At 54.6% G+C, this 25,045-nt stretch carries 21 protein-coding genes and 1 pseudogene; 11 read left to right on the forward strand and 11 right to left on the reverse strand.

The features are described 5' to 3' along the window. Window positions 1-57: 57 nt before the first annotated feature. Window positions 58-5,403 carry a dermonecrotic toxin domain-containing protein gene (locus tag TU84_RS05645; RefSeq protein ID WP_048367890.1) on the reverse strand — a complete coding sequence of 1,782 codons (5,346 nt, stop codon included), beginning with the start codon at window positions 5,401-5,403 and terminating at the stop codon, window positions 58-60. 551 nt (window positions 5,404-5,954) lie between these two features. Here TU84_RS05645 and TU84_RS05650 point away from each other — a divergent pair. Next, on the forward strand, window positions 5,955-7,205 hold the full coding sequence (locus tag TU84_RS05650) for a ribonucleotide-diphosphate reductase subunit beta (RefSeq protein ID WP_048367891.1): 1,251 nt from the start codon (window positions 5,955-5,957) through the stop codon (window positions 7,203-7,205). A 402-nt stretch (window positions 7,206-7,607) separates the two neighbouring features. Continuing rightward, entirely contained in the window at window positions 7,608-7,925 is a 318-nt protein-coding gene (locus TU84_RS05655; RefSeq protein WP_048367892.1) for a helix-turn-helix domain-containing protein, read from the forward strand. 12 nt (window positions 7,926-7,937) lie between these two features. Here the strand turns inward: TU84_RS05655 and TU84_RS05660 are convergent, their stop codons facing one another. Continuing rightward, complete coding sequence (locus tag TU84_RS05660; protein ID WP_048367893.1) at window positions 7,938-8,990, reverse strand: MBL fold metallo-hydrolase; 1,053 nt, start codon at window positions 8,988-8,990, stop codon at window positions 7,938-7,940. Between the two features lie 229 nt (window positions 8,991-9,219). Between TU84_RS05660 and TU84_RS05665 the strand changes: the two genes are divergently transcribed. Beyond that, window positions 9,220-10,293, forward strand: coding sequence for a diguanylate cyclase (locus TU84_RS05665; RefSeq protein WP_048367894.1), 1,074 nt, complete (start codon window positions 9,220-9,222; stop codon window positions 10,291-10,293). Here the strand turns inward: TU84_RS05665 and TU84_RS05670 are convergent. Beyond that, complete coding sequence (locus TU84_RS05670; protein ID WP_048367896.1) at window positions 10,290-10,613, reverse strand: DUF2025 family protein; 324 nt, start codon at window positions 10,611-10,613, stop codon at window positions 10,290-10,292. The genes TU84_RS05665 and TU84_RS05670 overlap by 4 nt on opposite strands. 186 nt (window positions 10,614-10,799) lie before the next feature. Here TU84_RS05670 and TU84_RS05675 point away from each other — a divergent pair, with 186 nt between their 5' ends. The 4 genes from TU84_RS05675 (at window position 10,800) to alaC (ending at window position 14,398) form a co-directional block, all read left to right on the forward strand. Then, window positions 10,800-11,105, forward strand: a complete 306-nt coding sequence (locus tag TU84_RS05675; protein WP_048367899.1) for a PepSY domain-containing protein — start codon at window positions 10,800-10,802, stop codon at window positions 11,103-11,105. Window positions 11,106-11,296: 191 nt separating this feature from the next. Then, complete coding sequence (locus TU84_RS05680) at window positions 11,297-12,490, forward strand: GAF domain-containing sensor histidine kinase (protein WP_048367901.1); 1,194 nt, start codon at window positions 11,297-11,299, stop codon at window positions 12,488-12,490. 1 nt (window position 12,491) lies between these two features. Continuing rightward, window positions 12,492-12,989, forward strand: a complete 498-nt coding sequence (locus TU84_RS05685) for a GNAT family N-acetyltransferase (RefSeq protein WP_048367903.1) — start codon at window positions 12,492-12,494, stop codon at window positions 12,987-12,989. Between the two features lie 200 nt (window positions 12,990-13,189). After that, window positions 13,190-14,398 carry an alanine transaminase gene (alaC, locus tag TU84_RS05690; protein WP_048367904.1) on the forward strand — a complete coding sequence of 403 codons (1,209 nt, stop codon included), beginning with the start codon at window positions 13,190-13,192 and terminating at the stop codon, window positions 14,396-14,398. Between the two features lie 117 nt (window positions 14,399-14,515). Here alaC and TU84_RS05695 read toward each other — a convergent pair whose 3' ends face one another. Both TU84_RS05695 and TU84_RS05700 read right to left on the reverse strand, forming a co-directional pair. Continuing rightward, complete coding sequence (locus TU84_RS05695) at window positions 14,516-15,868, reverse strand: GntP family permease (protein ID WP_048367906.1); 1,353 nt, start codon at window positions 15,866-15,868, stop codon at window positions 14,516-14,518. Window positions 15,869-15,953: 85 nt separating this feature from the next. Then, entirely contained in the window at window positions 15,954-16,487 is a 534-nt protein-coding gene (locus TU84_RS05700) for a gluconokinase (RefSeq protein WP_048367908.1), read from the reverse strand. Window positions 16,488-16,715: 228 nt separating this feature from the next. Between TU84_RS05700 and gntR the strand changes: the two genes are divergently transcribed. Both gntR and TU84_RS05710 read left to right on the forward strand, forming a co-directional pair. Beyond that, window positions 16,716-17,747, forward strand: coding sequence for an HTH-type transcriptional regulator GntR (gene gntR, locus TU84_RS05705; RefSeq protein ID WP_048368456.1), 1,032 nt, complete (start codon window positions 16,716-16,718; stop codon window positions 17,745-17,747). Window positions 17,748-17,891: 144 nt separating this feature from the next. Beyond that, window positions 17,892-18,371 (forward strand): hypothetical protein, encoded by a 480-nt coding sequence (locus TU84_RS05710; protein ID WP_048367909.1) that lies wholly within the window; start codon window positions 17,892-17,894, stop codon window positions 18,369-18,371. 137 nt (window positions 18,372-18,508) lie between these two features. Here TU84_RS05710 and TU84_RS26725 read toward each other — a convergent pair whose 3' ends face one another. Together TU84_RS26725 and TU84_RS26730 are read right to left on the reverse strand one after the other, a co-directional pair. After that, on the reverse strand, window positions 18,509-19,081 hold the full coding sequence (locus TU84_RS26725) for a methyl-accepting chemotaxis protein (protein ID WP_241486389.1): 573 nt from the start codon (window positions 19,079-19,081) through the stop codon (window positions 18,509-18,511). Next, a pseudogene (locus TU84_RS26730) lies at window positions 19,061-19,828 on the reverse strand (PAS domain-containing protein); the annotation flags it as partial. The pseudogene TU84_RS26730 and the gene TU84_RS26725, both read right to left, overlap by 21 nt. Window positions 19,829-20,219: 391 nt before the next feature. Between TU84_RS26730 and TU84_RS05720 the strand changes: the two are divergent. Next, entirely contained in the window at window positions 20,220-20,672 is a 453-nt protein-coding gene (locus TU84_RS05720) for a GNAT family N-acetyltransferase (RefSeq protein ID WP_048368457.1), read from the forward strand. On the opposite strand, the gene def is transcribed toward TU84_RS05720, so the two are convergent. The 3 genes from def to TU84_RS05735 all read right to left on the reverse strand — a co-directional run bounded on the left by def (window position 20,626) and on the right by TU84_RS05735 (window position 22,482). Continuing rightward, window positions 20,626-21,165 carry a peptide deformylase gene (gene def / locus TU84_RS05725; protein ID WP_048367913.1) on the reverse strand — a complete coding sequence of 180 codons (540 nt, stop codon included), beginning with the start codon at window positions 21,163-21,165 and terminating at the stop codon, window positions 20,626-20,628. The genes TU84_RS05720 and def overlap by 47 nt on opposite strands. 2 nt (window positions 21,166-21,167) lie before the next feature. Then, window positions 21,168-22,112, reverse strand: coding sequence for a YihY/virulence factor BrkB family protein (locus tag TU84_RS05730; RefSeq protein ID WP_048367914.1), 945 nt, complete (start codon window positions 22,110-22,112; stop codon window positions 21,168-21,170). A gap of 178 nt (window positions 22,113-22,290) precedes the next feature. Next, window positions 22,291-22,482: a CsbD family protein gene (locus tag TU84_RS05735; protein WP_048367915.1), complete on the reverse strand. Its 192-nt coding sequence runs from the start codon at window positions 22,480-22,482 to the stop codon at window positions 22,291-22,293. A 198-nt stretch (window positions 22,483-22,680) separates the two neighbouring features. Here TU84_RS05735 and TU84_RS05740 point away from each other — a divergent pair, with 198 nt between their 5' ends. Beyond that, window positions 22,681-23,061, forward strand: a complete 381-nt coding sequence (locus TU84_RS05740) for a hypothetical protein (RefSeq protein WP_048367916.1) — start codon at window positions 22,681-22,683, stop codon at window positions 23,059-23,061. A 150-nt stretch (window positions 23,062-23,211) separates the two neighbouring features. On the opposite strand, the gene fadD1 is transcribed toward TU84_RS05740, so the two are convergent. After that, window positions 23,212-24,903, reverse strand: a complete 1,692-nt coding sequence (gene fadD1 / locus TU84_RS05745; RefSeq protein WP_048367918.1) for a long-chain-fatty-acid--CoA ligase FadD1 — start codon at window positions 24,901-24,903, stop codon at window positions 23,212-23,214. Window positions 24,904-25,045 lie beyond the last annotated feature (142 nt).

Raw genomic sequence — 25,045 nt, forward strand, 5'->3', positions numbered from 1 at the left:
CAGGGCGCACATTGAATACAGTGCAGCCCGCCGCGGCTTTTTGTTCAGCGAGAGATACTAAGGCACAAGCCCGATCACGCTATAGTTTTCCCGCCCCCCGCCCAATCGACTGATGATCAGCGCCAACGAGTCGGCATTCGAAAGAATGACTTCTGCGCGCATTAACTCATCATTGATGAATATGTCCCGCGCATTATCCAGCGTCAGTGCGCCCGTCAATTTCATAATATGTTCAGACACTCGCAAGCCGACATCCTGCCTGGGCATAAGTTGTGAATCTTGCATCTTGAACAACTCATGACGGGGAGTCAGTGCAGACAAGGCCCGGGCCTGCATGATCCTGTTTCTGCTTGCCGAACTGAACGTTACTGGCACAACATCCTTCAACAGTTCAACAAACGGAAGAGCCGAGTTCATGTAAGCAATATCTTCTGAACCCGCGACTTGATGGCTTAATTCGTGAATCATCGTAACCGCTCTGAAGTGACCATTGAAATCAAAGGGCGGCACAGTCGTTTTAAGCTCGTCCATCGTCCCGGCCAGACGGGTATCCAATGGGGTATTAAAAAAAGCGTCTGATAAATAAATATATTTACGTTTATCCAGCATATTCACAAAAGCAATGCGCTCAGCGCCATAAATATGGCCACGCCCTACTACGTACCGTTTTGAACTTATCGGGCTCATGGAGGGTTTGATCAAGCGGTTAAAAATAAGACCGATTACTGAATCTATTTTTCGGGTTTGGACCAAGCTCAAGCGAGAAACGCCGAGAAAATCTCTCAACCACGCAGCATGCGCCAGCGAAGTCACGTCATTCTCAAAAATATGCCTGAGCACATCGCGCCCCTCATTCAGATAAGCAATCGCCCGTTGATGGGCCTCCTGGAGGGCCGTTGCCTTGCCTGGATAAAGCGCTCTAATCTGGGCCATGCCAACAGCATCTTTAATGAAGCCATACCCACCACGCGGTGGTGCATGCCTGCTGAGTATCGGACCGCCGCCAGCCAGCGGCTCCCTGACGTCGACATCCCAACGGCCAGATGCGCTGTCGCGACGCAAGGCAGGTCCGTCCTGATCAGCACCGATGTAAATCCGCCAGCGCCTTTCCAAAAGCTGTGTTTGAAATACTCTGCCGAGAACGACCGCGTAATATTTTTCAGTCAATACACTCTGATAGATATCGGTTAGCGGGTCATGCTTTAACTCTGATAATGAAACGGCATGCTCTATGTAGGGCTCAAGTGCTGATTCATACTGTGCCGTCCACCGTGATTGCCCACCCGCCCCCTCGGATACGGCAGGTGCTCCATAAACTGAGTCTAAGGACTTGACTTCAGTAGTGCCCGCATTGCGCTCTGATGCTCTGGGCTGTCTTGACGTCAAAAGCATCGACAGGCTGGTCACAAATTCGGTCACGGCCTCCCCCCAGTGGGCCTGGGACGCAGCACTGGCTGCCGCTTTCAAGGTGTCTCGGGTTTGCCATATTGTCAAAGGGATAGCCAACCGCGCGGGCATAAACTGGATCGCAGTTGCCATAACCAATGACAGCAGCTCCTTGAAAGAAGCCCAATCTTTCTCAGCTGTGGTGACCGATTGAGATTTCGCCATGCCCAGTAACTGCTGGCAATTATCCTTATACATTTTTGAGAGTAAATTCCCCGTGTAGTCAGCCTGCGAAATCGTCACGGGTGCCGGCGTCACGAACAGATCAACACTGAAAAAATCTTGGCTAATATAATTAATATGCGGCTCTTTAAAACCGCCATTCGCGTATATTTTGCGTTGCCACGGTTTCAGGCGACCTAATAGTTGAGTTTGCAGAACTTCCCGATTGATGATATCCGCTATAAAGCTCGCCTCATCAGGGTACTCTTTAATTGAATATTCACGACTGTACATGACGACCACAATCAGTGGGCCAACCGCCTTGGCATCAGGCCCGACCAGGTATACCCCACTGACCTCATCAGGCACTGCATCGGGACTGGACCGGATAGCAAGTGGGCGCATAACGATACGATGACCTTCAAACAATTCCCGCGCCATTGCATCAGGCATATTGAGAACATGCTCCAGGTAGCAGTAAGCCTTTTCACTGAGCACCCCTTTTAACTTATCCCGAAATGCTATTTCCAGCATCTGTGGCGGTAACTGAGCACAAAATAACTTAAAGCGACCGCTAGACTCCTCCGCATCCACTATTAACTTATTCTCAAGCAAGGTGCGATATTCTTCACCTACGTTTAATTTTCGGACTAACGATTTTACATAGTGTTCATTAAAGCCATTTGGCAGTGAAACGTTCCCCGACACCGAAAAAGTCAGATGGCCTGTCAATTGCCCGAACCCGCGCAAGGCATACGCGCTTAATGTTTGACTTGTACTGGACACTGCACTACCCAGCGATGCAATTTCTCCTGACCAGCCAGGCGAACTCATTTGAGTGATAATGACATTAACGGCCTCCGGGTCCAACGACTGCATTGGAAAGTCCAGAGCCAGTTGCTTTTTAAGCGCTTTGAACGTGTACTCGTCAATGCCCACAATGCCATGCAAATAATCGCGATCATCAACCACCGCATTACGATAACGTTGCAAAATACGCGAATAGTCATATTTTTCTTTCATTGTGGCGTGGGCCAGCACCTCAGGCAGGGCGGATTCAAACAGCACAGTATCGGCTTGCAGCAGTAACGATGCCACGTTAAAACCGGCCTCAACGGCGACAATATAGTTGTCGACACGGTCTTGAAGTTCTTGACTTGAAACCTTCGCAACAACGCCCTGATGATAAGCACGTCGCGCGTCATCAAGATGGTGTTGCAGACGGCTACTCTCCAGTTCAAGCAAGTAGTCCCCCTCAACAACAGAAAAATAAAACAAATCATCGGTCGTACTCAACAACGCTTTGCTTTCAAGAATAGCGGCGCGCTGAAGACTATTAATAGTGCCTGTCAACTCTACATAATCAACAGGATCCAGAATACGTTGTCGTAATACAGCGCGACATTCATCAACTGAATTAAATGCTTCATACTGTCGTGCAGGGGACCAAAAAATAGCATGTCCCGCGCAGGCTGGCTGGAGCCCGCCCCTCTCGGTAATCAAAAAACAGTTTTCTAGAAACGCCGTAAAATTGGTGCTCTTAACATTCACCGATATCCGGTAGACATCAGGCACAAAATAATAATAGGACGGTCGGTTCGATCGGACTCTATACGTCTGCAGCGCTGTCAAACAACCAACGTCCTGCTGACCAAGCCGTTTGTCATGACCAAAAAAGTAGTATCCACCCGCCCATAACAGCTGAGACTTCAGTTGCACCAGATCATCCAGCAACGTATTACCCGCTGGTAACTGATCTTTAAAGACGGACCGCTCAAGGTACAGTTCAAATTGGCTGGCAAAATCACCGGCCAACTTAAGCAAGACACCATGAAGAACAAGATTTTCATCCGCAGCAAAATACGCGACCTGCCCTGCCGCCCCTGCTGCCCGCTCAAACCGGACTCGCGCGGGTTCGGCAGGTAAAGGTTGTTTTCCCGTCACATGCTCTAAAAATGCATCAACCAACGGCATGGCAGGCACGTCTGCTGAGGATGCGTTAGATTCTGGACCCATAATGCTTACCGAAACATTGCCAGGGTCAAGTAAGTCTCGCCCACTAAGCTGCCAAAGCTCAGCCAACTTTTTTTTGCAGAAGTCGCTCACGGTGGGAAACATTGATAGCTTTGTTGTTACCGCCTGCTCCAACGTCTCAATACGCAGCCGAATGAGATCAATCGGAACGTTAAGCTGATCAAGCAATTCACCGGTTGTTTCAGCCATGGTTTCACCCAGTGAAAATCGGGAACTCCAACGATAACTGTCAAAGGGGATGGATTGATCAGGATTCAGCAATGTCTTTATATTGAGCGCATCGTCCAGCACGGCCAATGCGGTACTTGCATAATCCGCAGATGTTAAAGAGTCTACATAAATACGCTTAACTTCTAACCACTCAATTAAGTACTCCATATCGGATAGCACTTTTTTATAAATCTGAGATTCCAGTGCTGCGTACAAATCGTCATGCAACACGGTATACCCCATGCTGATAGGGTTTGAAGCGCTCCACCGAACACTGTCCGCTCGCGCTACATACCGACTCAGATAATCATCAGGCAACGGCGGGCCGCTCTCGGCTTCCTTGGGGAGCAACACGTTGAAGCGAGGGGATGTGACACGCTGAAAATGCGACCAATTGTTAAATACTTCCAGCCCCCGGTCCCCCATCACAACGAATCGACCATCGACACCGCCAATAAAAAGACCGTACCAAGCTACCAACTCAACGGGGGCATCCGCTGCTTGCTTAAGGTGTATCAACGCAAGCTCTACGTGTGACACATCAACGCCTTGCATACGTTCTTGCAACTGTTTTACGTCCAGGGCAGAGAGTGTTCCATCATGCTGCGCCTGCATAAGACTGCTATATAGACGCTCACTCAAAGTGTCATGCACACATACCTTTAAGCTGGGGAAAAATCCTCGTGACTCATTCCAGTATTGGCCTATGGCCTTACTAAACGTGCTCACCAGATCATGGGTAGAGTCGTGGAGAAAACTGACAAACTCTAACTCTATCTCAGCACTGCTTTTGCCACGTTCACTGCCGCAGGGCAAACGGGGCGCATAGCTAAAGCCCTCATGCTTGGGCAGCGCTTTTTTCAAATAATATTCGAACGCCCAATCCACCAAAGAGCTATTAATTGTCATTTCACTCGTAATAACACTCCCTGCACAGTCTGCCGGAGTGGCCTGCCTTCTTTCTTCCTGCTTAAACTTCAGTCTGTCAAATAGAACAGATCGAATTGAAGGTATGTACGACACCACTTGATGGACGACAAACTGATCATTTCCCAATGAGCGTTCAAAGAGTTGGCTGAGAGTCTTGAAAATGGGTAGCTCCAGCGGCAACAACGTTACATTTATCACATCGTCGCCCAATAAAGCATTCCGACTGGCCAAAGGAACACAGTGTAAAAGAGGGGATTTATCATTCACGATAAACTGTTTATTTATAGCCCTGACTAAATCAGCCCAGCTCAGAAACTTATGAAGCCCCGTCATTAAAGTATAAAAATAATAAGTGTCCGAAGGTAGCACCCCGGTAGCAAGTACAAATGCCCCGCGTAAATATTCCGGCTGGTCATCTGCTCGCGCTAACGCTACTTGACTCACATACAGCGGGGCAATCGCAGGCACTGTATTGACCGCATAAGTCCCCAAGGCCTGTTGAAGCCAGATTTTTTCAACGCCGGTGATCAGTCCATCAGCAAGCGCCGAATTCGTACATCGCTCAAAGTCCGATTTTATAAAATTTTCCGAGTAATACTTTAACGGTACTGTTTGACTCATCTTGGCGACCTTCTCATGGATGGGCAGTTACGCGTTATCCACGTCACGCGCCCTGATGAAAAAGACCTTACGAGTCTTACCGCCTGGACAGGCACTACATAGATCTATACAGATATCGGCTGCCCCCTCCCACGCTTACGCACATGCTCATGAAAAAAACGGGCGACCGGTCCTCAGCCGGGAAAGCCGTGCCCGGCCGCCACTGCATTGAAGTCCAGGCCAAATTTAGGTCATTTCGTCGCATCGGCCGAAAAAAAACTGGCTGAAATACCCTGTACAAACCCCGTATACTTCGGCCCTCCAAAGGGTGCTAACACCCTGAGCGGGCTGACCACCAAGCTGCTCCGGCTTTAAAGGCCAGGGCGAGATGCTATCGTTACTGCATCCCCCGAGCGACAGCGGGTCGGCCCCGAGCACATTCATGTTTATGCGTGCGTAAACCGCTACTGCAGCAACATTTCTTAGATCCAAGTGGCCTATGGGCCGTGTGCAAACCAAACCATCAGTGTTACCACACGGGCACAAGGCCCTCACGCAGGAGACGACACGTCATGCTGAGCTGGGACGAATTCGACAAAGAAGACGAAGGCGAAGTCGCTGTTAAAGGCGCCAACGCAGGCCACGCAACCGAAGCCAACATGGACCGCCTGGACGCTGCTGGCGGCGTTGCGGCCCAGGAAGCCCGTGCTGTCACCGCTACCGACTCGGCAGCGATCAAGCGCGCCAAAGCAGCCCTGGACAAGCTCGACATCGCTGAAGGCCTGGCAGAACTCGAAGGCGCCAGCGCTCGCGTTGCCGTTGACGAAAAAATGATGATCAACTGCCGTGCCGACCTTAACCAGCTCGTACCGTTCAAGTACGACTGGGCCTGGCAGAAGTATCTGGACGGTTGCGCAAACCACTGGATGCCGCAAGAAGTCAACATGACCGCCGACATCGCCCTCTGGAAAAACCCGGAAGGCCTGACTGACGACGAGCGTCGCATCGTGATGCGCAACCTGGGCTTCTTCTCTACTGCTGACTCCCTGGTTGCCAACAACCTGGTGCTGGCCGTGTACCGCCTGATCACCAACCCGGAATGCCGCCAGTACATCCTGCGCCAGGCGTTCGAAGAGGCGATCCACACCCACGCCTACCAGTACTGCATTGAATCGCTGGCCATGGATGAAGGCGAGATCTTCAACATGTACCACGAGATCCCGTCGGTCGCTAAAAAGGCAACCTGGGGCCTGAAGTACACCCGTTCGATCTCCGATCCGAAGTTCGAAACCGGCACCGTTGAAACCGACAAAGAACTGCTGCGCAACCTGATCGCCTACTACTGCGTTCTGGAAGGCATCTTCTTCTATTGCGGCTTCACCCAGATCCTGTCGATGGGTCGCCGCAACAAGATGACCGGCGTTGCCGAGCAGTTCCAGTACATCTTGCGTGACGAATCCATGCACCTGAACTTCGGCATCGATGTGATCAACCAGATCAAAATCGAAAACCCGCACCTGTGGGACGCTGAAATGAAGGAAGAAGCGACCCAGATGATCTTGCAGGGCACTCAGCTCGAGATCGAATACGCGCGTGACACCATGCCACGCGGCGTACTGGGCATGAACGCGGCCATGATGGAGGACTACCTCAAGTTCATCGCTAACCGCCGCCTGTCGCAGATCGGCCTGAAAGAAGAATACCCGGGCACCACCAACCCATTCCCATGGATGAGTGAAATCATGGACTTGAAGAAAGAGAAAAACTTCTTTGAGACGCGGGTTATCGAGTACCAAACTGGCGGCGCGTTGAGCTGGGATTGATCCCTGGCTTGAACTGACTGCTGATAAAAGGGGCTGCCGCGAGGTGGCCCTTTTTTGTTTTCAAGATGTCGCCCCCTGTAGCAGTTGACGAGCCTGCGAGGCTACGTCCGACTGCGCAGCAGTCGTAAAACCTCAAGGCCAGATCAAAAGATCGCGAGGCAAGCTCGCTCCTACAAAAACATCGCCCGCCCTGTCGTTGTTGAAGAGCCTTGCGAGGCAACGCTGGCTGCGCAGAATGGTTTATATCGAAGTTTTCGACCGTTGCTTACCGCGCAAACGGGCTTGAATCACGGGTTCTCTGCGACCGCACTGATTCAAAAAATGAGTTTGATCGACCTCGAAAACAACTGTATAAAAACACAGTATATTTTCAAGCACTGACTCAGCCCTGGAGATCTCCCCATGCCCAACTCAGCCATGCGCAACACGTTTGAACGCATCATCATCAACCAATTCACCCCGCTGCACTGTGCGCAAGCCCGGGAACTGCTCGGCTGGAGCCTTGAGCAACTGAGCGACAAGTCAAAGGTCTCGGTGCCGGCCATTCAACGGTTTGAAGCCTCCGAACGGGTGCGCGATGTCACTCTCCTGGCCCTGGCTTACTCCCTTGAAGCCGAAGGCCTGGTGTTTTTCCCGGGCTTTGCGCCAAGTTGGGCCAGTAACTTTCGCGGCACCACGCCCGACCCAATGGGCCGGGAGGACTTTGCCCTGATCGAGTAAACCGCGCGCACCTCAGAGGCTGGCCTGTTTGGCCGCCACCTCGCCGGTGGCTTGCACGCCAAGCCACCAGGCGCGGCCTTTGTGGGGTTGCATCAGGTTAAAGGCTTCACCCATGGCAGGCGTCGAGATAAGCACATTACGTTCTGCTGCCAACGCCACAATGCGCTCAAACGGTTCGTACCAGGCATGAAAGGCCAAATCAAAGGTGCCGTTGTGAATAGGCAGCAACCATCGGCCTTTCAAGTCGATATGGGCTTGCAGGCTGTGTTCAGGCTGCATATGCACATCGGGCCAGTCAACGTTGTAGGCCCCCGTTTCCATGAGGGTCAGGTCAAAGGGGCCAAACTGCTCACCGATCAGTTTAAAACCGTCGAAGTAACCTGAGTCGCCACTGAAGAAAATCCGCACGTCATCAATAATCATGACCCACGACACCCACAGGGTCTCGTTGTGGTCAAACAACCCTCGACCCGAAAAATGCTGGCACGGCGTGGCGATAAATCGAATGCCGTCACGTTGTGTTTCTTGCCACCAATCCAGTTGCTGTACTTTGTTTGCAGGCACGCCCCACTTGATCAGCAGGTCGCCCACCCCTAGCGGGGCCAAAAATTGCTCGGTCTTGGCCGCCAGTTGCAGCACGGTTTTCTGGTCAAGGTGATCGTAGTGGTTATGCGACAGGATTACGCCTTGCAACGGTGGCAGTTCATCCAGGGTGATCGGCGGTGCATGAAAACGCTTGGGCCCCGCCCACTGAAACGGCGAAGCACGCTCGGCATACACAGGGTCGGTCAGCCAGAATTTGCCCTTGAGCTTGAGCAACAAGGTGGAGTGCCCCAGCCGGAACACACTGAAGTCAGGCGCTTTATCCAACGCTTCGCGGCTCAACGGGGTGACCGGGATCGCTGCGGCGGGCCGAGTGTTTGAAGGTTTTTGGAACAGCATCTTCCAAAAAATGCCCAAGGTTTTGCCCAGGCTTGCGGCGGGCCTGACACCCTGATTTCGAAACTTACCTTGATGCTGCTCGGCAGGCTTAAGCTCAGCCTTTGTCGAAGACTCGATTGGCATGCTTCAAAGACTCCAGAAGACAAAGTGCAATTATTACGCTGGTTTTTTGGGCGGTAGAAGGTCAATCGTCATTTTCTAACATCCAAGTGTTAGTTTTAAGGTTATTCCCCTTAAAGCTCAGGCAGAATGCCAGCATCGATGATCGACATTACCTGCACGTTAAACCGACACGTCTGTGTTTAACGAGCGGGTGTGGCATTCCGTGCCTCAACACCTTGCGCAGATACCTATGAACACTCAAAGAGGTAAAGGTTTGTCATTTTCACGGCGCATTTATGTGCCGCGAACCTTTGGCCTGGGAATTGGTTGCCTGTGCGTGATGCCTGCTCTGTACCCATTGAACATGCCCACCTGGGTCTGGGTATTGTTCTTCGCCTCGGGTTTTGCCTGGCCACAACTGGCCTACTTGCGCTCTTCCCGCTCGCCATACCCGTATCGTGCTGAACGCCGCAACATATTGATGGATTCTGTGTTGGGCGGCTTTTGGGCTGCCACCCTGCAGTTCAATCCTCTGCCGGCCATCATTATTGTGTCGATGATGACCATGAACAACGTGGCGGTCGGCGGTGCAAAAATGCTGCTCCGCGGGCTCGTAGCGCAATGCGTGGGCATTGTCATCTCATGGCTGATGTTCGGGATTGCCTTCAACCCTGAGACCACATCGATACAACTCTATGCGTGCCTGCCCATTCTGATCCTCTACCCGTTTACCGTGGGCATGATCAGTTATCGAATGGCTACCACCCTGGCCGCGCACAAGCGCGCCTTCAGCGCCCTCAGCCGTACCGACAGCCTGACCGGCCTGCTCAATCACGGCTCCTGGAAAGACCTGCTGCAACTCAGCTTCCATACCTGCAAGCACACTCACGCAGACGCCACGCTGGCGCTGATTGATATCGACCACTTCAAGCGTATCAATGACACCTACGGGCACATTGTCGGCGACAGCGTGCTGCGCCAGTTCAGCATTGCACTCAAGGAAAACCTGCGCGCAGAAGATCTGGCCGGACGTTATGGCGGCGATGAGTTTTGCGTGATTTTGCCCAACCGCTCGCTGGCGCAGACGCAAGAAATCATGGAGCGTCTGCGCCACCGCTGCTGCGACTTTCGCTACCCCGATGCACCCGAGCTGCGCTTTAGCCTGAGCATCGGGCTGGCCTCATGCCAGGCGGCCTTCACCGACGCCTCGATGTGGCTCAACGAGGCCGACAAGGCGCTGTACATCGCCAAGAACACGGGCCGCAATAAAATCAGCATTGGCTCTGGCGACCTGCTGGCAAACACCGTGCTGGGCGAGCCTTAGCTGAGGCAGCGACGCACCGCTGAAATTTCCGGTACATCTTCGCGCCGCATGTACACCCGCAAGGGTTCTGTGATGTTCAGGCGATCGTCGATATTTTGATCCAGCAACAACTGAATCAACTCGCGCTTGAGGGTCATGGTGTCGGCCCCGACGGCTTGCCAGACAAACTCGCTGGTGGGGGTGATGGCGTCGTCGGCAACATCCATCCCGAATGAGTCCTCGCTAAAACGTACGATGTACTGCTGCGTCTTGCGATTGAATCCGACAAAACCGTGGAGATCGTCGGCGGCCTGGCAGATGAGTTGCGAAGTGATGCGCATGGTAAACCTCTCTCTGGAAACGATGGTTTACACACAAGGTGAATGCTCATCCCTCTGACGGGGACGCTAATGACTCAAAGGGTACGTCACACCTTTGGTTTCAGGCAAAGGGCAAAATTAAGGATGAGTTAAGTTGCCATGGTTACTCTGATCCCACCTAAACAGATCACCCCAGAGGGATTAACCATGAAAGCACTTAACGTCATCTTCGCCGCTACCGCCCTGACCCTGACTGCCGGCCTGGCTCAAGCCGATGTGCGCCCTGACCATATTCCGGGCTTGCTCAAGTCGGGCGAAATTGCCGCTTTTGAGAAACTCAACCAGACGGCAATGGACAAACATCCTGGCGCGACCATCCTCGACACCGAGCTGGACCATTCCTACGGCAAGCTGGTGTATGAAGTTGAATTGCGCGACACCAAAGGCGTGAAGTGGGATGTAGACATGGACGCCAAAACAGCCGAAGTCCTGCAAGACAAACAAGACACCTGATTCCCGCTGTCCATCGCCTGTAGGAGCGAGCTTGTCTCGCGATCTTTTGACCTTCTAAAAGATCGCGAGGCAAGCTCGCTCCTACAGGGGTCAGGCGAGCAAATGCATACAATATTTATACAAATTTGTACCGGTATTCCCAGACTGGCTAGAATCACCTTTTTATAACATTCAAGCCGAGATTCTCTTCTATGAGGCCAAGTGCCGCTGCGGATATCGCCACGATTAACCGGATCAGCGCAGTCCCGGCAATCCTTCAGGTAGTTACTGAAATGACCGGCATGCGCTTTGCTGCCGTTGCCCGGGTGACGCCTAACAGCTGGACAGCCTGCGCCGTGCTCGACAACTTGGGGTTTGGCTTGAAACCCGGTGGCGAACTGGATCTGGTCACGACGCTGTGCTTTGAAAGCATGAATTCGCAGCAGCCCATTCTCATCGACAAAGCCAGCGAAGACCCGCTGTACCACGACCACCCAACACCCAGAACCTACCGGTTCGAGAGCTACTTCACGATACCGGTGTACCGCACTGACGGCCGCTTCTTTGGCTCGCTGTGCGCCTTGGACCCTGAACCCGCGCGCCTCAAAAACACCTCAATTCAGGCCACGCTGGAGTCTTTTTCGCGCCTGCTCTCGCTGCAGATCGAAGCCGAAGAAAACCTGGAACAGGCGCAATCAGAGCTGGCTCTGGCCCGTGAGCACGCAGAGCTGCGCGAGCAGTTTATTGCAGTGCTCGGCCATGACCTGCGCAACCCTTTGTTTGCCATGACGACTGCGGCTGATCGCTTGCTCTGCAAGTACCCGAACCCTCAAACCCATGATCTCGTGCAACACATCAAGACCTGTGGCCTGCGCGCCTCGCAGTTGGTCGAAGATGTCCTAGATTTCGCCCGTGGAAGGCTCGGCAGCGGAATCCCGGTGCTACTGAGCCCGTGCCCGGACCTCACGCAAGTGCTCGAACATGTGATCTCGGAAGTCCGCCATATTTACCCTGAGCGGCAGATCGACTCGGCAATCGGCTCGCTAAAAAGCATTGAATGTGACAGCAGCCGCCTGGCTCAGTTGCTTTCCAATCTGCTTGCAAACGCCATCGCCCATGGTTCTGCCACAGGGCCGGTGCACATCACCGGGACGACGCAAAACGCACTGTTTGCGCTAAGCGTGACCAACCAGGGCCAGCCGATTCCAGCTAAAGCGCTGCAGCATTTATTTCAGCCTTACTCGCGCCCTGCCAGCAACACGCCGCAAGCCGGTCTTGGCCTGGGTTTGTACATTGCCAGCCAGATTGCCCTGTCTCACAATGGCCACTTGAGTGTGATGTCGGACGAACTGCACGGCACCACGTTCACCTTTACCATGCCGCTTTCCCTGCCCCCTGAGGCCTAGCATGACCCGCCTCTGCCCCTACGAAGACCTAAACGCTGAGCAGCGCGAGCAACTGCTCGGCATTGAGGTTCTGCCAGAACAGTTACCGTTCAGTGGTGACATCGCGTGCGCCTTGCACTCATTGCCCGCGCAATGCCATCCGGGGATCAGAGGCTTTGCCCTGTTAATCGATGAACGCCCCGTGGCCTTTATGCTGCTTAAGCGGCATCCGCTGTTGGCGCACTGGGCTGACGCCGGCAGCGCCACGCTGCACGCCTTGCAGGTACACAGGCAAGTGCAAGGCCAAGGGCTGGGCAAAATCTGTTTGCGCTTGCTCACGCAGGACATCCAGTACTACTGGCCCGACGTCAGTCAGTTGATGTTGTCGGTGAGCCCCGATAACACGTCAGCCCTGGCTTTTTACTTAGGTCAGGGCTGGTCTGAGCGCGGCGAAGCCTACCGGGGTGAGCGGCGATTAGTGTTGCCTCTCACGCCCTTGCAGGCTAAACCCGCCGCTTGACCGGCCCCGTTGAAACGAGCCGTTAGCAAAACGCGGAGTGGGAAATAGGAAAAACGCCTAAATAAACCTTATTTTTCAGAAAATTCTCTCGCCAGACATCTAGACAAAAGGCCATTACGCCGTTTATTGTCTCGCCGCAGACCACCGCAGTGGTCAACGTCGCTCGGACGGTTCCGGGCGCTTACGTATCAGAGGCATACATGGCAGACCAAGGTTCGCCGCGCCGCTTTGCGCGCATAGATCGACTCCCCCCTTACGTGTTCAACATCACTGCTGAGCTGAAGATGGCCGCCCGACGTCGTGGCGAAGACATCATCGACTTCAGCATGGGCAACCCCGACGGCCCTACGCCGCCCCATATCGTTGAAAAACTCTGCACTGTCGCACAGCGTGAGGACACTCACGGCTACTCGACTTCGCGTGGCATCCCACGACTGCGCAGGGCTATTTCTCGCTGGTACGCCGATCGCTACAACGTGGAGATCGACCCGGAAAGCGAAGCCATCGTCACCATTGGTTCCAAAGAAGGCCTGGCGCACTTGATGCTCGCCACCCTCGACCAGGGCGACACCGTACTAGTGCCGAACCCCAGCTACCCGATTCACATCTACGGCGCCGTGATTGCTGGCGCACAGGTGCGCTCGGTGCCTTTGATTCCGGGCGTGGACTTTTTTGCAGAGCTGGAAAAAGCTATCCGCGGCTCGATCCCGAAACCCAAAATGATGATTCTGGGCTTTCCGTCGAACCCGACGGCGCAGTGCGTCGAACTGGACTTCTTTGAGCGCGTGATGGCCCTGGCCAAGCAGTATGACGTGCTGGTGGTTCACGACCTGGCCTACGCCGACATCGTCTATGACGGCTGGAAAGCGCCTTCGATCATGCAGGTGCCTGGCGCCAAAGACGTCGCCGTCGAGTTCTTCACTCTGTCAAAAAGCTACAACATGGCGGGCTGGCGCATCGGCTTTATGGTCGGCAACCCGGAACTGGTCAGCGCCCTGGCGCGGATCAAGAGCTACCACGACTACGGCACCTTCACCCCGCTGCAAGTGGCGGCCATTGCCGCGCTTGAAGGCGACCAGCAATGCGTCAAAGACATTGCCGAGCAATACCGCCAGCGTCGTAACGTGTTGGTCAAAGGGCTGCACGAGTTGGGCTGGATGGTCGAAAACCCGAAAGCCTCGATGTACGTCTGGGCCAAGATCCCCAAGGCTTACGCCGAGATGGGTTCGCTGGAGTTTGCCAAGAAACTGCTGGCCGATGCCAAGGTGTGTGTCTCACCGGGCGTAGGCTTTGGTGAGTATGGTGACGACCATGTGCGCTTCGCCCTGATTGAAAACCAGGACCGTATTCGCCAAGCCTTGCGCGGTATCCGCGCGATGTTCCGCGCGGACGGTTTGAGCGCCAGCTAAACATATACCTGTAGTCGCTGCCGCAGGCTGCGATAAGGGCCGAAGGACCTTCTGCTTTTGAGGGTTGCTACGCAACCCATCGCAGCCTTCGGCAGCGACTACAAAGTTTCACAACGCTTAAACCACCAACGACAGCAGCATGATGAAGATCAGGCCGACAACCGAAAGGATGGTTTCCATCGCGGTCCAGGTCTTGAAGGTCTCAACCACGGTCATGTTGAAGTACTGCTTGACCAGCCAGAAACCCGCATCGTTGACGTGCGACAGGATCAACGAGCCTGCGCCCGTTGCCAGCACCAGCAGTTCGCGGTTCACGCCCGGAATCATATCCACCACCGGCAACACAATCCCCGCCCCGGTAATGGTCGCCACGGTTGCCGAACCGGTTGCGATACGAATCACCGCCGCCACCAGCCACGCCAGCAAAATAGGCGAGATGTTGGCGTGCACCGCCATGTGACCGATCACGTCACCCACGCCGCTGGCCACCAGCATTTGCTTGAAGCCACCGCCCGCGCCAATGATGAACACGATCGCAGCCGTCGGCGCCAGGCTCGCGTCGAGCAGTTTGAGCACGCGCTTGGAGTCGATCCCCTGTCGCGCACCAAAGGTGTATAGCGACAACAGCAACGCCAGCAACAGCGCGCTGATCGGGTGGCCGATCATGTCCATCCAGCCGCGGAAGAAGTTGCCCGTGGGCAATGCCACGTCGGCAAATGTCTTCAGCAACATCAGGAACACCGGCAACAGCACCGTGGCCAGGGTGATGCCAAAACTCGGCAGGCTGCTGGACTCCGGCTCGCTGGCCAGTTGGTCGACGAGTTCCTGAGACGGGTTGCCGGGGATGTATTTGGAGATGAACGTGCCGTAAATCGGACCGGCAATAATCGCTGTGGGCAGTGCCACGATCAGACCGTACAGGATGGTTTTACCGATATCCGCCCCGAACACGCCAATCGCCAGCAACGGGCCAGGGTGCGGCGGAACCAGACCGTGCACCGCCGACAAACCGGCCAGCAACGGAATACCAATCTTGATCAGCGACACGCCGGTACGCCGCGCCACGATAAAGACCAGCGGAATCAGCAAAACAAAACCAATCTCGAAAAACAGCGGAATACCGACCAGGAACGCGGCAAACATCATCGCCCACTGCACCCGCTCCTTGCCGAAGGCACGGATCAAAGTGCGGGCAATCTGATCGGCGCCGCCCGAGTCAGCCATCATTTTGCCGAGCATCGTGCCCAGCGCCAAAATGATCCCGACAAAGCCCAGTACCCCACCAAAACCTTCCTGGAACGACTTGAGGATCTGGTCGGTCGGCATACCGGTGGTCAGGCCCAAAAAGGCCGACGCGATAATCAGGGCAATAAAGGGATGTATTTTGAACCGAGTGATCAGCACGATCAGCCCGATGATCGTCACCACTGCATCAAGCAGCAGAAAGGTGTGTTGGGACATGCCTAGCATGGGGCGTCTCCTGCCTTGTTTTTGTTATCAACGACGAATGAACAGCCTGGGGTCAAACAGACAGCGCTGTCTTTTTGAAACAAAATCATGACGTTGCCAGTAAAGAATGTTCACGCCACCACTCATGAGAAGCGAGCGCCAACTGGTCAATGTTCAGGGCCGCCGCATTCAGCGTCAGCACCAAGGGTTCCTTGCTCGGCGATTCGAGAGCCGCGAACTGGCTGTCGATGAGCGTCTTGGGCATAAAGTGCCCCGGACGATGCGCCACCCGGTCAGCGGCCACTTGCGGCGTCAGTTCCAGAAACACGAAACCCAGGCCATCAACGGCGGCACGCAAACGCTCGCGGTAACGCAATTTAAGCGCCGAACAGGTCAGCACCGGGCGCTGGCCACGGGCAATCGCCGTGCGCAGTTCATCGCACAAGCTGTCCAGCCAGCCAGAGCGGTCTTCATCGGTCAGGGGAATGCCGGCGCTCATTTTTTCAATGTTGGCCGCCGGGTGAAAGGCATCGCCTTCAATCGGCGTTGCACCATTAAGATGGCACAACGCCTGGCTCACACTGGATTTGCCGCAGCCGGCAACACCCATGATGACCAGGGCAGTGATAGGTTGGTTCATGAAACACCTCAGTCCGTAGACAGCGCTGTCTGAGTCAAAGCGTTCACTAGCTGAAAGCAAAGCACAAAGACCAGGCTACCGACGTCTATTTCTCATTTTTATGGGGAGACGCCGTGACGCTCTCGACATACAAAGATCTTGAATAATCCCACAGACAATTAGGCAATTGCCGACAGACAAGGACAGCGCTACCTTAGTGACTTGTTTTTTGTTTGGCAAGCCGCCCCGATGACCTCCTCTAAAAACGATAAAAACCCCCGTACCACGGGCCGCCCGACCCTTAATGAAGTCGCCCGACTGGCGGGTGTCAGCCCGATTACCGCCTCCCGCGCCTTGCGCGGTATCAGCAGCGTGGCCACAGAGCTGGCCGAAAAAGTACGCCAGGCTGCCGACGAACTGAACTACGTGGTCAACCCTGCCGCTCGGGCACTGGCCTCGGCGCAAAGCCACTCGGTAGTGGTGCTGGTGCCCTCGTTATCCAACTTGCTGTTTATCGACACACTAGAAGCCATCCACGAGGTCTTGCGCCCCAAAGGTTTTGAAGTGCTGATCGGTAACTATCACTACTCCCGCGAGGAAGAAGAAAACCTGCTGCGCAACTACATGGCGTACCAGCCCCGCGGCCTGTTGCTGACCGGCTTTGACCGCACTGAAAGCTCACGGCGCATGCTTGAAGCGAGCAATACACCTTGTGTGTACATGATGGAACTGGATGCCGGTGCAGGCCTTAATTGCGTTGGGTTCTCGCAGTTAAAAGCCGGTGAAACAGCAGCCCAGCACTTGATCTCACGCGGGCGTCGACACCTTGCCTACATCGGTGCACAACTCGACCAGCGCACGCTCTTACGCGGCGAAGGTTATCGTCGCGCCTTGCAGGAGGCCGGGCTGTACAACCCGGACCTGGAAGTGCTGACACCACGCCCTTCTTCCGTGGGCCTGGGCGGCGAGCTGTTCTTACAGCTGCTGGCCACTCACCCTCACGTAGACGCGATCTTTTTTGGTAACGACGACCTTGCCCACGGCGCCTTGCTCGAAGCCGCCCGCATCGGGATTAAAATCCCGGAGCGAATTTCCATTCTGGGTTTCAACGACCTGCCTTCTTCCGAGTTCATGGTGCCGCGCCTGAGCAGCATTCGTACGCCTCGAGAAGCCATTGGCCGTCGCGCCGCCGAGCAGATGCTCACATTGATGGCCGGCAACAAGGTGCAACAGCCGGTGCAAGACATGGGCTTTGAGTTGATGCTGCGCGAAAGCACCTGAGTTCGCCGCCGAGCGGCAAGAATTGTCCGCTCGCCCTGCCCCACTCCACCCTCGCCCAGCCTGCGGCCCTTTAAAAATGGGTGTTTGCGACTGGGCACGGTTATTGCCCTGCTAATAGTCATCACCTTTTAGAGGGGCACATTCATGTTGATCAACACGCAGCATACGTCTGCAATTCAAAAGACCCAGCGCACCGACCTCGACCCGGCGAACGCTGCCGCCAGCGCGTTGTACAGCGCGGCCCAGCAGAATGCTCAGCCACTGACCAACCTCCAGGCAACCCCGGCATCCGTGGCCGGCAATGCGCAAGCGGATAACGTCAACGCGGCCTTCGCCAAAACCCGAGTCATGTTGCAGGCCAGCGCTTCAAGCACAGGCACGGCGACCAAGACCTCGGCCACCGACGAGTTCAAGGACTACATGAGCAAGTCACCGGCGCAACGGATTCGCGAGCAATTGCTCAAGGAAATGGGCCTGACGGAAGACGACTTTAAAGCCATGCCGCCAGAGAAGCAGCAAGCGATTACAGACCAGATCACCGCGCTCATGCAGCAAAAAGAAGCGATCAAACAGGCTGCCACCCAGCAGCAGGTTGCTGAGAAGCGCTCAACCGACTTGGTGTGACCGCACATCTCGAATCATAAGCCCGGTAACAGAAGGGCATCGTGGGAGCGAGCTTGCTCGCGATGCTGTCGACGCGGTCTTACCGTTAAACCACGCCGATTCAATCACGAGCAAGCCCGTTCCCACGGGCACGCGCCTCAACTGATCTGCAACGTTGAATTGAACTGGCTGATGGCGTCGACCACATGCCGGGAGCCCTGCTGGATCTCCAGAATCGCCTCCCCCGCCTCATTGGCCAGTGAAACCCCTAGCCCGGTTCGGCTCAAGCTCGATTGCATGCTGTTTACCGCGCTCAACGACAGGTCATGGTTTTTACGCACCACCTCGACAATCTCAATGGTCGCCGCACTGGTGCGTGCCGCCAGGCTCCTGACTTCGTCAGCCACCACCGCAAAGCCACGCCCGTGCTCACCGGCCCTGGCCGCTTCAATGGCCGCATTGAGTGCCAACAGGTTGGTTTGATCGGCAATGCCGCGAATGGTCTGGACGATCTTGCCGATGATTTCCGACTGCTTGCTCACCGCATCGATACTGCTAGCGGCCTCGTTGAGGTCTTTGGAAATAGCCTCGATGGTTTGCACCGTTTGTTGAACCACTTGCGAACCTTTCTGCGCACAGGCGTCGTTTTGCACTGATGTCGCGTGGGCCGATTCAGCGGCGGTTTGCAGGTTGCTGACTTGTGCGGTGATGTCGCTGGCAAACTTCACCACTTTATACAGGCGGCCTTTGGCATCGAATATCGGGTTGTAGGAAGCCTCCAGAAAAACCGTGTGGCCATATTTATCGACCCGTTCGAAACGTCTGGAATGGTATTCACCGCGATTAAGCGACTCCCAAAAGGCTTTGTACTCCGCGGACTCGGCTTCGCTGCGGCGGCAGAACATGCTGTGGTGCTGGCCTACGATCTCTTGCAACGAATAATGCACGGTGTTGAGAAAGTTCTGATTGGCATTGATAACCCGGCCATCAGGGGAAAACTCGATCATGGCCATGGAGCGGCTCAAGGCGTTCACGATGCTCTGGTTTTCGTGCTCTTTATTGACCCGGTCGGTGATGTCGGCCGCCACTTTCATCACACTGAGCACCTGCCCGCTGGCGTCGGTGATCGGCATGTAGCTGGCCTCTAGCCAGATTTCACGCCCTGCTTTGTCGAGCCGGGTGAACGTCCCGCTCAGCGGCGCACCACTGGCCAGGCTCTTCCAGAATTGCGCGTATTCAATGCCGCGCTGGTAAGCGTCTTCGCAAAAAATCCGGTGATGCTTGCCGCGAATCTCGTCGACGGTATAACCCATCGCCCGGCAAAAATTGTCATTGGCCTCAAGAATGATCCCTTCAGGGGTGAACTCGATGATGGCCATTGAACGACTGACGGCCAATGCCTTGGCCTTCATGTCCTCCAAAGAACAACTTAAGCGCTGATTCTCGAGCAGGTCGGCTTTACGACGCGAATTAAACATGACTCAACCCCTGATGATGCTTTCTTGTGATGATGTGTAATTTTCAAGGCACAACAAAACCTCAGCCCATGTAACGCTTGCTGTTTGCATTACAACGAATCAGGGGAAAAGCCACTTCATATTCGGGCCCCTATGGTCCCAAGCATAGACAGGCCTAAACAGGGTGCAAGCAAATTGCCAGCAAGGGGCGACGAAACGCACAGCACGGGCTGCAGGCATCTGCTCGATTCAGTTAGCTGGCTAACTTATGTTTAAAGGTGAATATTCAAAAAAGCTCGCAAAGTGCACTTTCCAATAACCAATAAACACTCAAACGAATACAAATCGAGAGACTTAAATGATTCAGCGCTGTGTATATACTGCGCGCTTATTTTTAACGCCCGTGGACGACATGACCGCCATTGTTTACGCCCCGCTCGAAGCGCCATTGTGGCCATTAATGAACAAGTTTTACCGCGCGCATCAGTCGTCGATGAAGGCCAGTAAAGACGCACAACTGTGGGTTGCACGTCAGCAAGACATCATTGGCGGGTTGTGCCTGCGCTCAATGGCTCATGGTTATTGGCTGACCGGGTTATTTGTTGCGCCCGCGCTGCGTGGGCAAGGGGTTGCCGGGACATTGGTGAAGGCGTCGGTGGCCGCCTGCGAGGGACCGGTGTGGCTGTTCTGCGACCCCGAGTTGCAAGGCTTTTATGAAGGGCTGGGGTTTAGCGTGGAAGTCGACTTGCCCTATGTGTTGCATGAGCGGCTGGTTCGCTATCAACGCAATAAAGCGATGATAGCGATGGGCCTTGAGCCTACTCTTGCGTGCCCGGCGCCAGCTCCGGGAACAACACCTCAATAAAGCCGAACTTGCTGAAGTCCTTGATGCGTGACGGGTACAGACGGCCGATCAGGTGATCACACTCGTGCTGCACCACGCGCGCATGAAAGCCATCAGCAACGCGTACGACGGGATCACCCTTGGGGTCAAAACCTTCGTAACGGATCTTCTCGAAGCGCTCGACTACACCGCGCAGCCCTGGCACTGACAAGCAGCCTTCCCAGTCTTCTTCAACTGCAGGGCTCAAGGGCGTGATCAGCGGGTTGATCAAGATGGTTTGCGGCACGGGTTCGGCGTCCGGGTAACGCTCACTGTGTTCAAAGCCAAAGATCACCAGTTGCAAATCAACGCCAATTTGCGGAGCCGCCAGACCAACGCCACCGGCGTGCTCCATGGTCTGCAGCATGTCGTCGATCAGTTGCCACAGCTCTGGCGTGTCAAACATCTCGGGAGGGACTGGCTTGGCAACTCGAAGCAGGCGCTCATCACCCATTTTCAAAATTTCACGAATCATAATCAGGCTTCATCTGAAGTGGATTTAAGGGAGTGGTCGCGCCCAAGCCCGGACACATGCGGTGTGTCGTCGGACTCTTCGAAGGTTTTCTCACCCGGATCTTTGCCTTCAGCTGACATGTGCTCGATAACAGCGTTCATTTCAGCCCCCAACAACAATACGGCTGACGAAATATAGAAATACAGCAACAGCACAATGATCGCCCCGATGCTGCCATACATCGCGTTGTAATCGGCGAAGGTTTTCACATAAAACGCAAAACCCAACGACGCAGCGATCCACACCACCACGGCCAACACCGAGCCTGGCGTAATAAAACGAAACTTCTGCTCAACGTCTGGCATCACGTAGTAGATGACCGCCACGGCCACCATCATCAGCAGGATAATCACCGGCCAGCGCAGGATGGTCCACAACGTGACCACGAACTCCTCAAGCCCCACCTGCCCCGCCAGCCAGCCCATCACTTGCGGCCCAAGCACCATCAACGCGGCAGCAGCCAGGAGCATCCCGGCAATGCCGATGGTGTAAAAAATCGACAGCGGAAAACGCTTCCAGATCGGTCGCCCTTCCACCACGTCGTAGGCGGCGTTCATGGCACTCATCATCAAGCGCACGCCCGCCGAAGCGGTCCACAGCGCGACGACAATACCGAAAGACAGCAAGCCACCCTTCGATTGCTCCAACTGGTCAATCACCGGGTTTACCTGCTCCAGCGCTTGTGGCGGCAGAACCAGTTCGGACTGCAAACGCAGCCAGCTGAAAAAGTCGGGTAAATGCAAAAAGCCGATCAGTGCAATCAGAAACAGGATGAACGGGAACAGCGAGAAGAGCATTTGATAGGCCAAAGCCGAAGCATAGGTCGACATTTCATCGTCGATAAATTCTTTGACCGTACGCACCAATACTTTGCCTAACGGCAGGCCATTCAAGACCGGAAAAATCATAGCGTCTCCTTTCGCCGCTTATAAATTGAGTTCGACACACCCTCTGCAACGGGTTCAGTACGGGGGTTTTACCTCAAAAGTAGTTCAAATGGCGACTTTGGAAATACTTAACCGCAAAACCCATAAAAACGGCCACCTCAAGGATGGCCGTTTTCAGGGCTAGTGACGAAGTACCCGATTACGCTTTATCGACGGTGTTCTTCACTGCATCTTTGGCTTTACCGACAGTCTGTTGCGCTTCGCCCTTCAGTTCCTGGGCTTTGCCTTCTGCGCGCAGCTTGTCGTTGTCGGTGGCTTTACCCACCGCTTGTTTGACATTGCCTACTGCTTCGTTCGCCATGCCTTTGATCTTATCGCCAGTGCTGCTCATGGGATTTCTCCTAGTGAAAGTTCGGATGTCATTCTCGACATCTAGGTTGACCCGCAGACGTCGAGCAGAGTTTCATTTATTTTCTGTGGCTCATTTCGTCGCGCAGCGCAGGTTGAGCTTTATGTTTGCCCGCTAACCCCTGAGAATGCGCAACGTATTCAGGCTATGGCGCTGAAGATCCGCAATTGTAGGAAGGTTATGAAACTCGATAAAAAGCAGGCCATCGCCCGCAGAAACCAGGAACTTGGCGGCGCGGTACTGGGCGTCAACAACTGCCATCTCGCTACGTTGAACACCAACAAGAACATCTGGTGGTTCGATATTCCTCTGGCCCGCCTGGCCATTGGTCAATACGAATGGGTGCACCTGCTGTTGCACACCCCGAGCACCGATGAGTTGCTGCATTTGAAGGTCACTACCGCTTTCCTGCGTGAAAAACGCGAAGGCATGGTGGTCCGCGCGACGCACAAGCGCACGCCGACCATGAGCCTTGAACTGAGCGCAGACAAAGACTCCTTCCTGCAGGACGTGCGTCCAGCAGGCACCGGCGTCAATTTCGCGCAGTTCCTGCAGAAGTAATTGTTAGACCCTCTGTAGGAGCGAGCTTGCCTCGCGATCTTTTGATCTTTTAAACAGATCGCGAGGCAAGCTCGCTCCTACAGAGGGTGTGCAGCCGCTGCAAAAACAACAAAGCCCCGCAATGCGGGGCTTTTTTGTGTCTGGGCGAGGTTACTTTTTGAGGCCCAGTTTTTTCAGTTCTTCATCGCGCAATTCGCGACGCAAGATTTTGCCCACGTTGGTCGTTGGCAGGCTCTCACGGAACTCAATGATCTTGGGTGCTTTGTAAGCCGTCAGGTTGGCCCGCATGTGCGCCATGACCTGTTCTTTGGTCAGGGTCATGCCCGGCTTGACCACGATGAAGACCTTGATCAGTTCACCGGTTTTTTCATCCGGAATACCAATCGCCGCCGACTGCAAAACACCTGGCAACGAGGCCATGACGTCTTCCAGCTCGTTCGGGTACACGTTGAAGCCCGACACCAGGATCATGTCTTTTTTGCGATCAACGATGCGCATGTAGCCATCTGGCTGAATCACCGCAATGTCACCGGACTTCAACCAGCCATCGCTGTCCATGATTTCGGCGGTGGCGTCAGGGCGCTCCCAGTAGCCTTTCATGACCTGCGGGCCTTTGATGCACAGCTCGCCAATTTCACCCAACGGCAACTCTTCGCCCGCATCGTTGATGACTTTGCACAAGGTAGAAGGCATCGGGATCCCGATGGTGCCCACCTGGATGTTCTGGATCGGGTTGACCGACGCCACCGGGCTGGTTTCGGTCATGCCGTAGCCTTCGCAGATAGGCGAACCGGTCACGGTCTTCCAGCGCTCAGCCACTGACAATTGCAACGCCATACCGCCCGACAAGGTGACCTTGAGGTGCGAAAAGTCCAGCTTGCGGAAAGCCTCGCTGTTACACAGCGCAATAAACAAGGTGTTTAGCCCGACAAAGCCGGAGAACTTCCACTTCGACAGCTCTTTGACCATCGCCGGCAGATCGCGCGGGTTGCTGATCAGGATGTTGTGGTTGCCCAGCAACATCATCGCCATGCAATGGAAGGTAAACGCGTAGATGTGGTACAGCGGCAATGGGGTGATGAGGATCTCGCTGCCTTCATTGAGGTTGGAGCCCATCAGCGCCTTGCACTGCAACATGTTGGCGATCAGGTTGCGGTGGGACAGCATCGCGCCCTTGGCCACGCCGGTGGTACCGCCGGTGTATTGAAGCACCGCGACATCACTGCTGATCGGGTTGGCTTCCTTGACGGGCTGGCCATGACCTTTGCTCAGGATGTCGTTGAACTTGATGGCGTTCGGCAAGTGGTACGCCGGGACCATTTTCTTCACGTACTTGATGACGCTGTTGATCAGCACACGCTTGAACGGCGACAGCATGTCGGCCACTTCGGTGACGATCACATATTTGACCGAGGTCTGCGGCACGACCTTTTCGGCCAGGTGCGCCATGTTGGCCAGACACACCAGCGCCTTGGCGCCGGAGTCATTGAACTGGTGTTCCATTTCCCGCGCGGTGTACAGCGGGTTGGTGTTGACCACGATCAAACCGGCGCGGATGGCTCCGAACACAGCAATCGGGTATTGCAACAGGTTGGGCAGTTGTACGGCGATACGGTCGCCAGGTTGCAGGTCGGTGTGCTGTTGCAACCAGGCAGCAAAGGCGCCTGACAGCTCGTAAAGCTCACCGTAGGTGATGGTTTTGCCGAGGTTAGTGAAGGCCGGCTTATCGGCGAAACGTTGGCAAGATTGGCGCAATACCGTCTGAATATTTGGGTATTCGTCAGGATTGATTTCAGCAGCAATCCCAGCTGGGTACTTATCCTTCCAAAAGTCTTCAATCATGGAAGCCCACTCCTCAGCGTCGCGAATTCTTCACCGCATTTGATGCGGTTATTATTTGTTTGATTTTTGTAATGGTAATTCTGGCTTTTTTACTTACCGAGAAGTCACAAAGCGCGCCGAGAGTAGCAGCTTTGCCAGAGGC

It is taken from the genome of Pseudomonas helleri (assembly GCF_001043025.1).
GTDB lineage: Bacteria > Pseudomonadota > Gammaproteobacteria > Pseudomonadales > Pseudomonadaceae > Aquipseudomonas > Aquipseudomonas helleri.

Coding starts and splice junctions, on each gene's coding strand:
- TU84_RS05645 (WP_048367890.1), bottom strand. CDS start 5,403: ATGAGTCAAACAGTACCGTTAAAGTATTACTCGGAAAATTTTATAAAA.
- TU84_RS05650 (WP_048367891.1), top strand. CDS start 5,955: ATGCTGAGCTGGGACGAATTCGACAAAGAAGACGAAGGCGAAGTCGCT.
- TU84_RS05655 (WP_048367892.1), top strand. CDS start 7,608: ATGCCCAACTCAGCCATGCGCAACACGTTTGAACGCATCATCATCAAC.
- TU84_RS05660 (WP_048367893.1), bottom strand. CDS start 8,990: ATGCCAATCGAGTCTTCGACAAAGGCTGAGCTTAAGCCTGCCGAGCAG.
- TU84_RS05665 (WP_048367894.1), top strand. CDS start 9,220: ATGAACACTCAAAGAGGTAAAGGTTTGTCATTTTCACGGCGCATTTAT.
- TU84_RS05670 (WP_048367896.1), bottom strand. CDS start 10,613: ATGCGCATCACTTCGCAACTCATCTGCCAGGCCGCCGACGATCTCCAC.
- TU84_RS05675 (WP_048367899.1), top strand. CDS start 10,800: ATGAAAGCACTTAACGTCATCTTCGCCGCTACCGCCCTGACCCTGACT.
- TU84_RS05680 (WP_048367901.1), top strand. CDS start 11,297: ATGAGGCCAAGTGCCGCTGCGGATATCGCCACGATTAACCGGATCAGC.
- TU84_RS05685 (WP_048367903.1), top strand. CDS start 12,492: ATGACCCGCCTCTGCCCCTACGAAGACCTAAACGCTGAGCAGCGCGAG.
- alaC (WP_048367904.1), top strand. CDS start 13,190: ATGGCAGACCAAGGTTCGCCGCGCCGCTTTGCGCGCATAGATCGACTC.
- TU84_RS05695 (WP_048367906.1), bottom strand. CDS start 15,868: ATGCTAGGCATGTCCCAACACACCTTTCTGCTGCTTGATGCAGTGGTG.
- TU84_RS05700 (WP_048367908.1), bottom strand. CDS start 16,487: ATGAACCAACCTATCACTGCCCTGGTCATCATGGGTGTTGCCGGCTGC.
- gntR (WP_048368456.1), top strand. CDS start 16,716: ATGACCTCCTCTAAAAACGATAAAAACCCCCGTACCACGGGCCGCCCG.
- TU84_RS05710 (WP_048367909.1), top strand. CDS start 17,892: ATGTTGATCAACACGCAGCATACGTCTGCAATTCAAAAGACCCAGCGC.
- TU84_RS05720 (WP_048368457.1), top strand. CDS start 20,220: ATGACCGCCATTGTTTACGCCCCGCTCGAAGCGCCATTGTGGCCATTA.
- def (WP_048367913.1), bottom strand. CDS start 21,165: ATGATTCGTGAAATTTTGAAAATGGGTGATGAGCGCCTGCTTCGAGTT.
- TU84_RS05730 (WP_048367914.1), bottom strand. CDS start 22,112: ATGATTTTTCCGGTCTTGAATGGCCTGCCGTTAGGCAAAGTATTGGTG.
- TU84_RS05735 (WP_048367915.1), bottom strand. CDS start 22,482: ATGAGCAGCACTGGCGATAAGATCAAAGGCATGGCGAACGAAGCAGTA.
- TU84_RS05740 (WP_048367916.1), top strand. CDS start 22,681: ATGAAACTCGATAAAAAGCAGGCCATCGCCCGCAGAAACCAGGAACTT.
- fadD1 (WP_048367918.1), bottom strand. CDS start 24,903: ATGATTGAAGACTTTTGGAAGGATAAGTACCCAGCTGGGATTGCTGCT.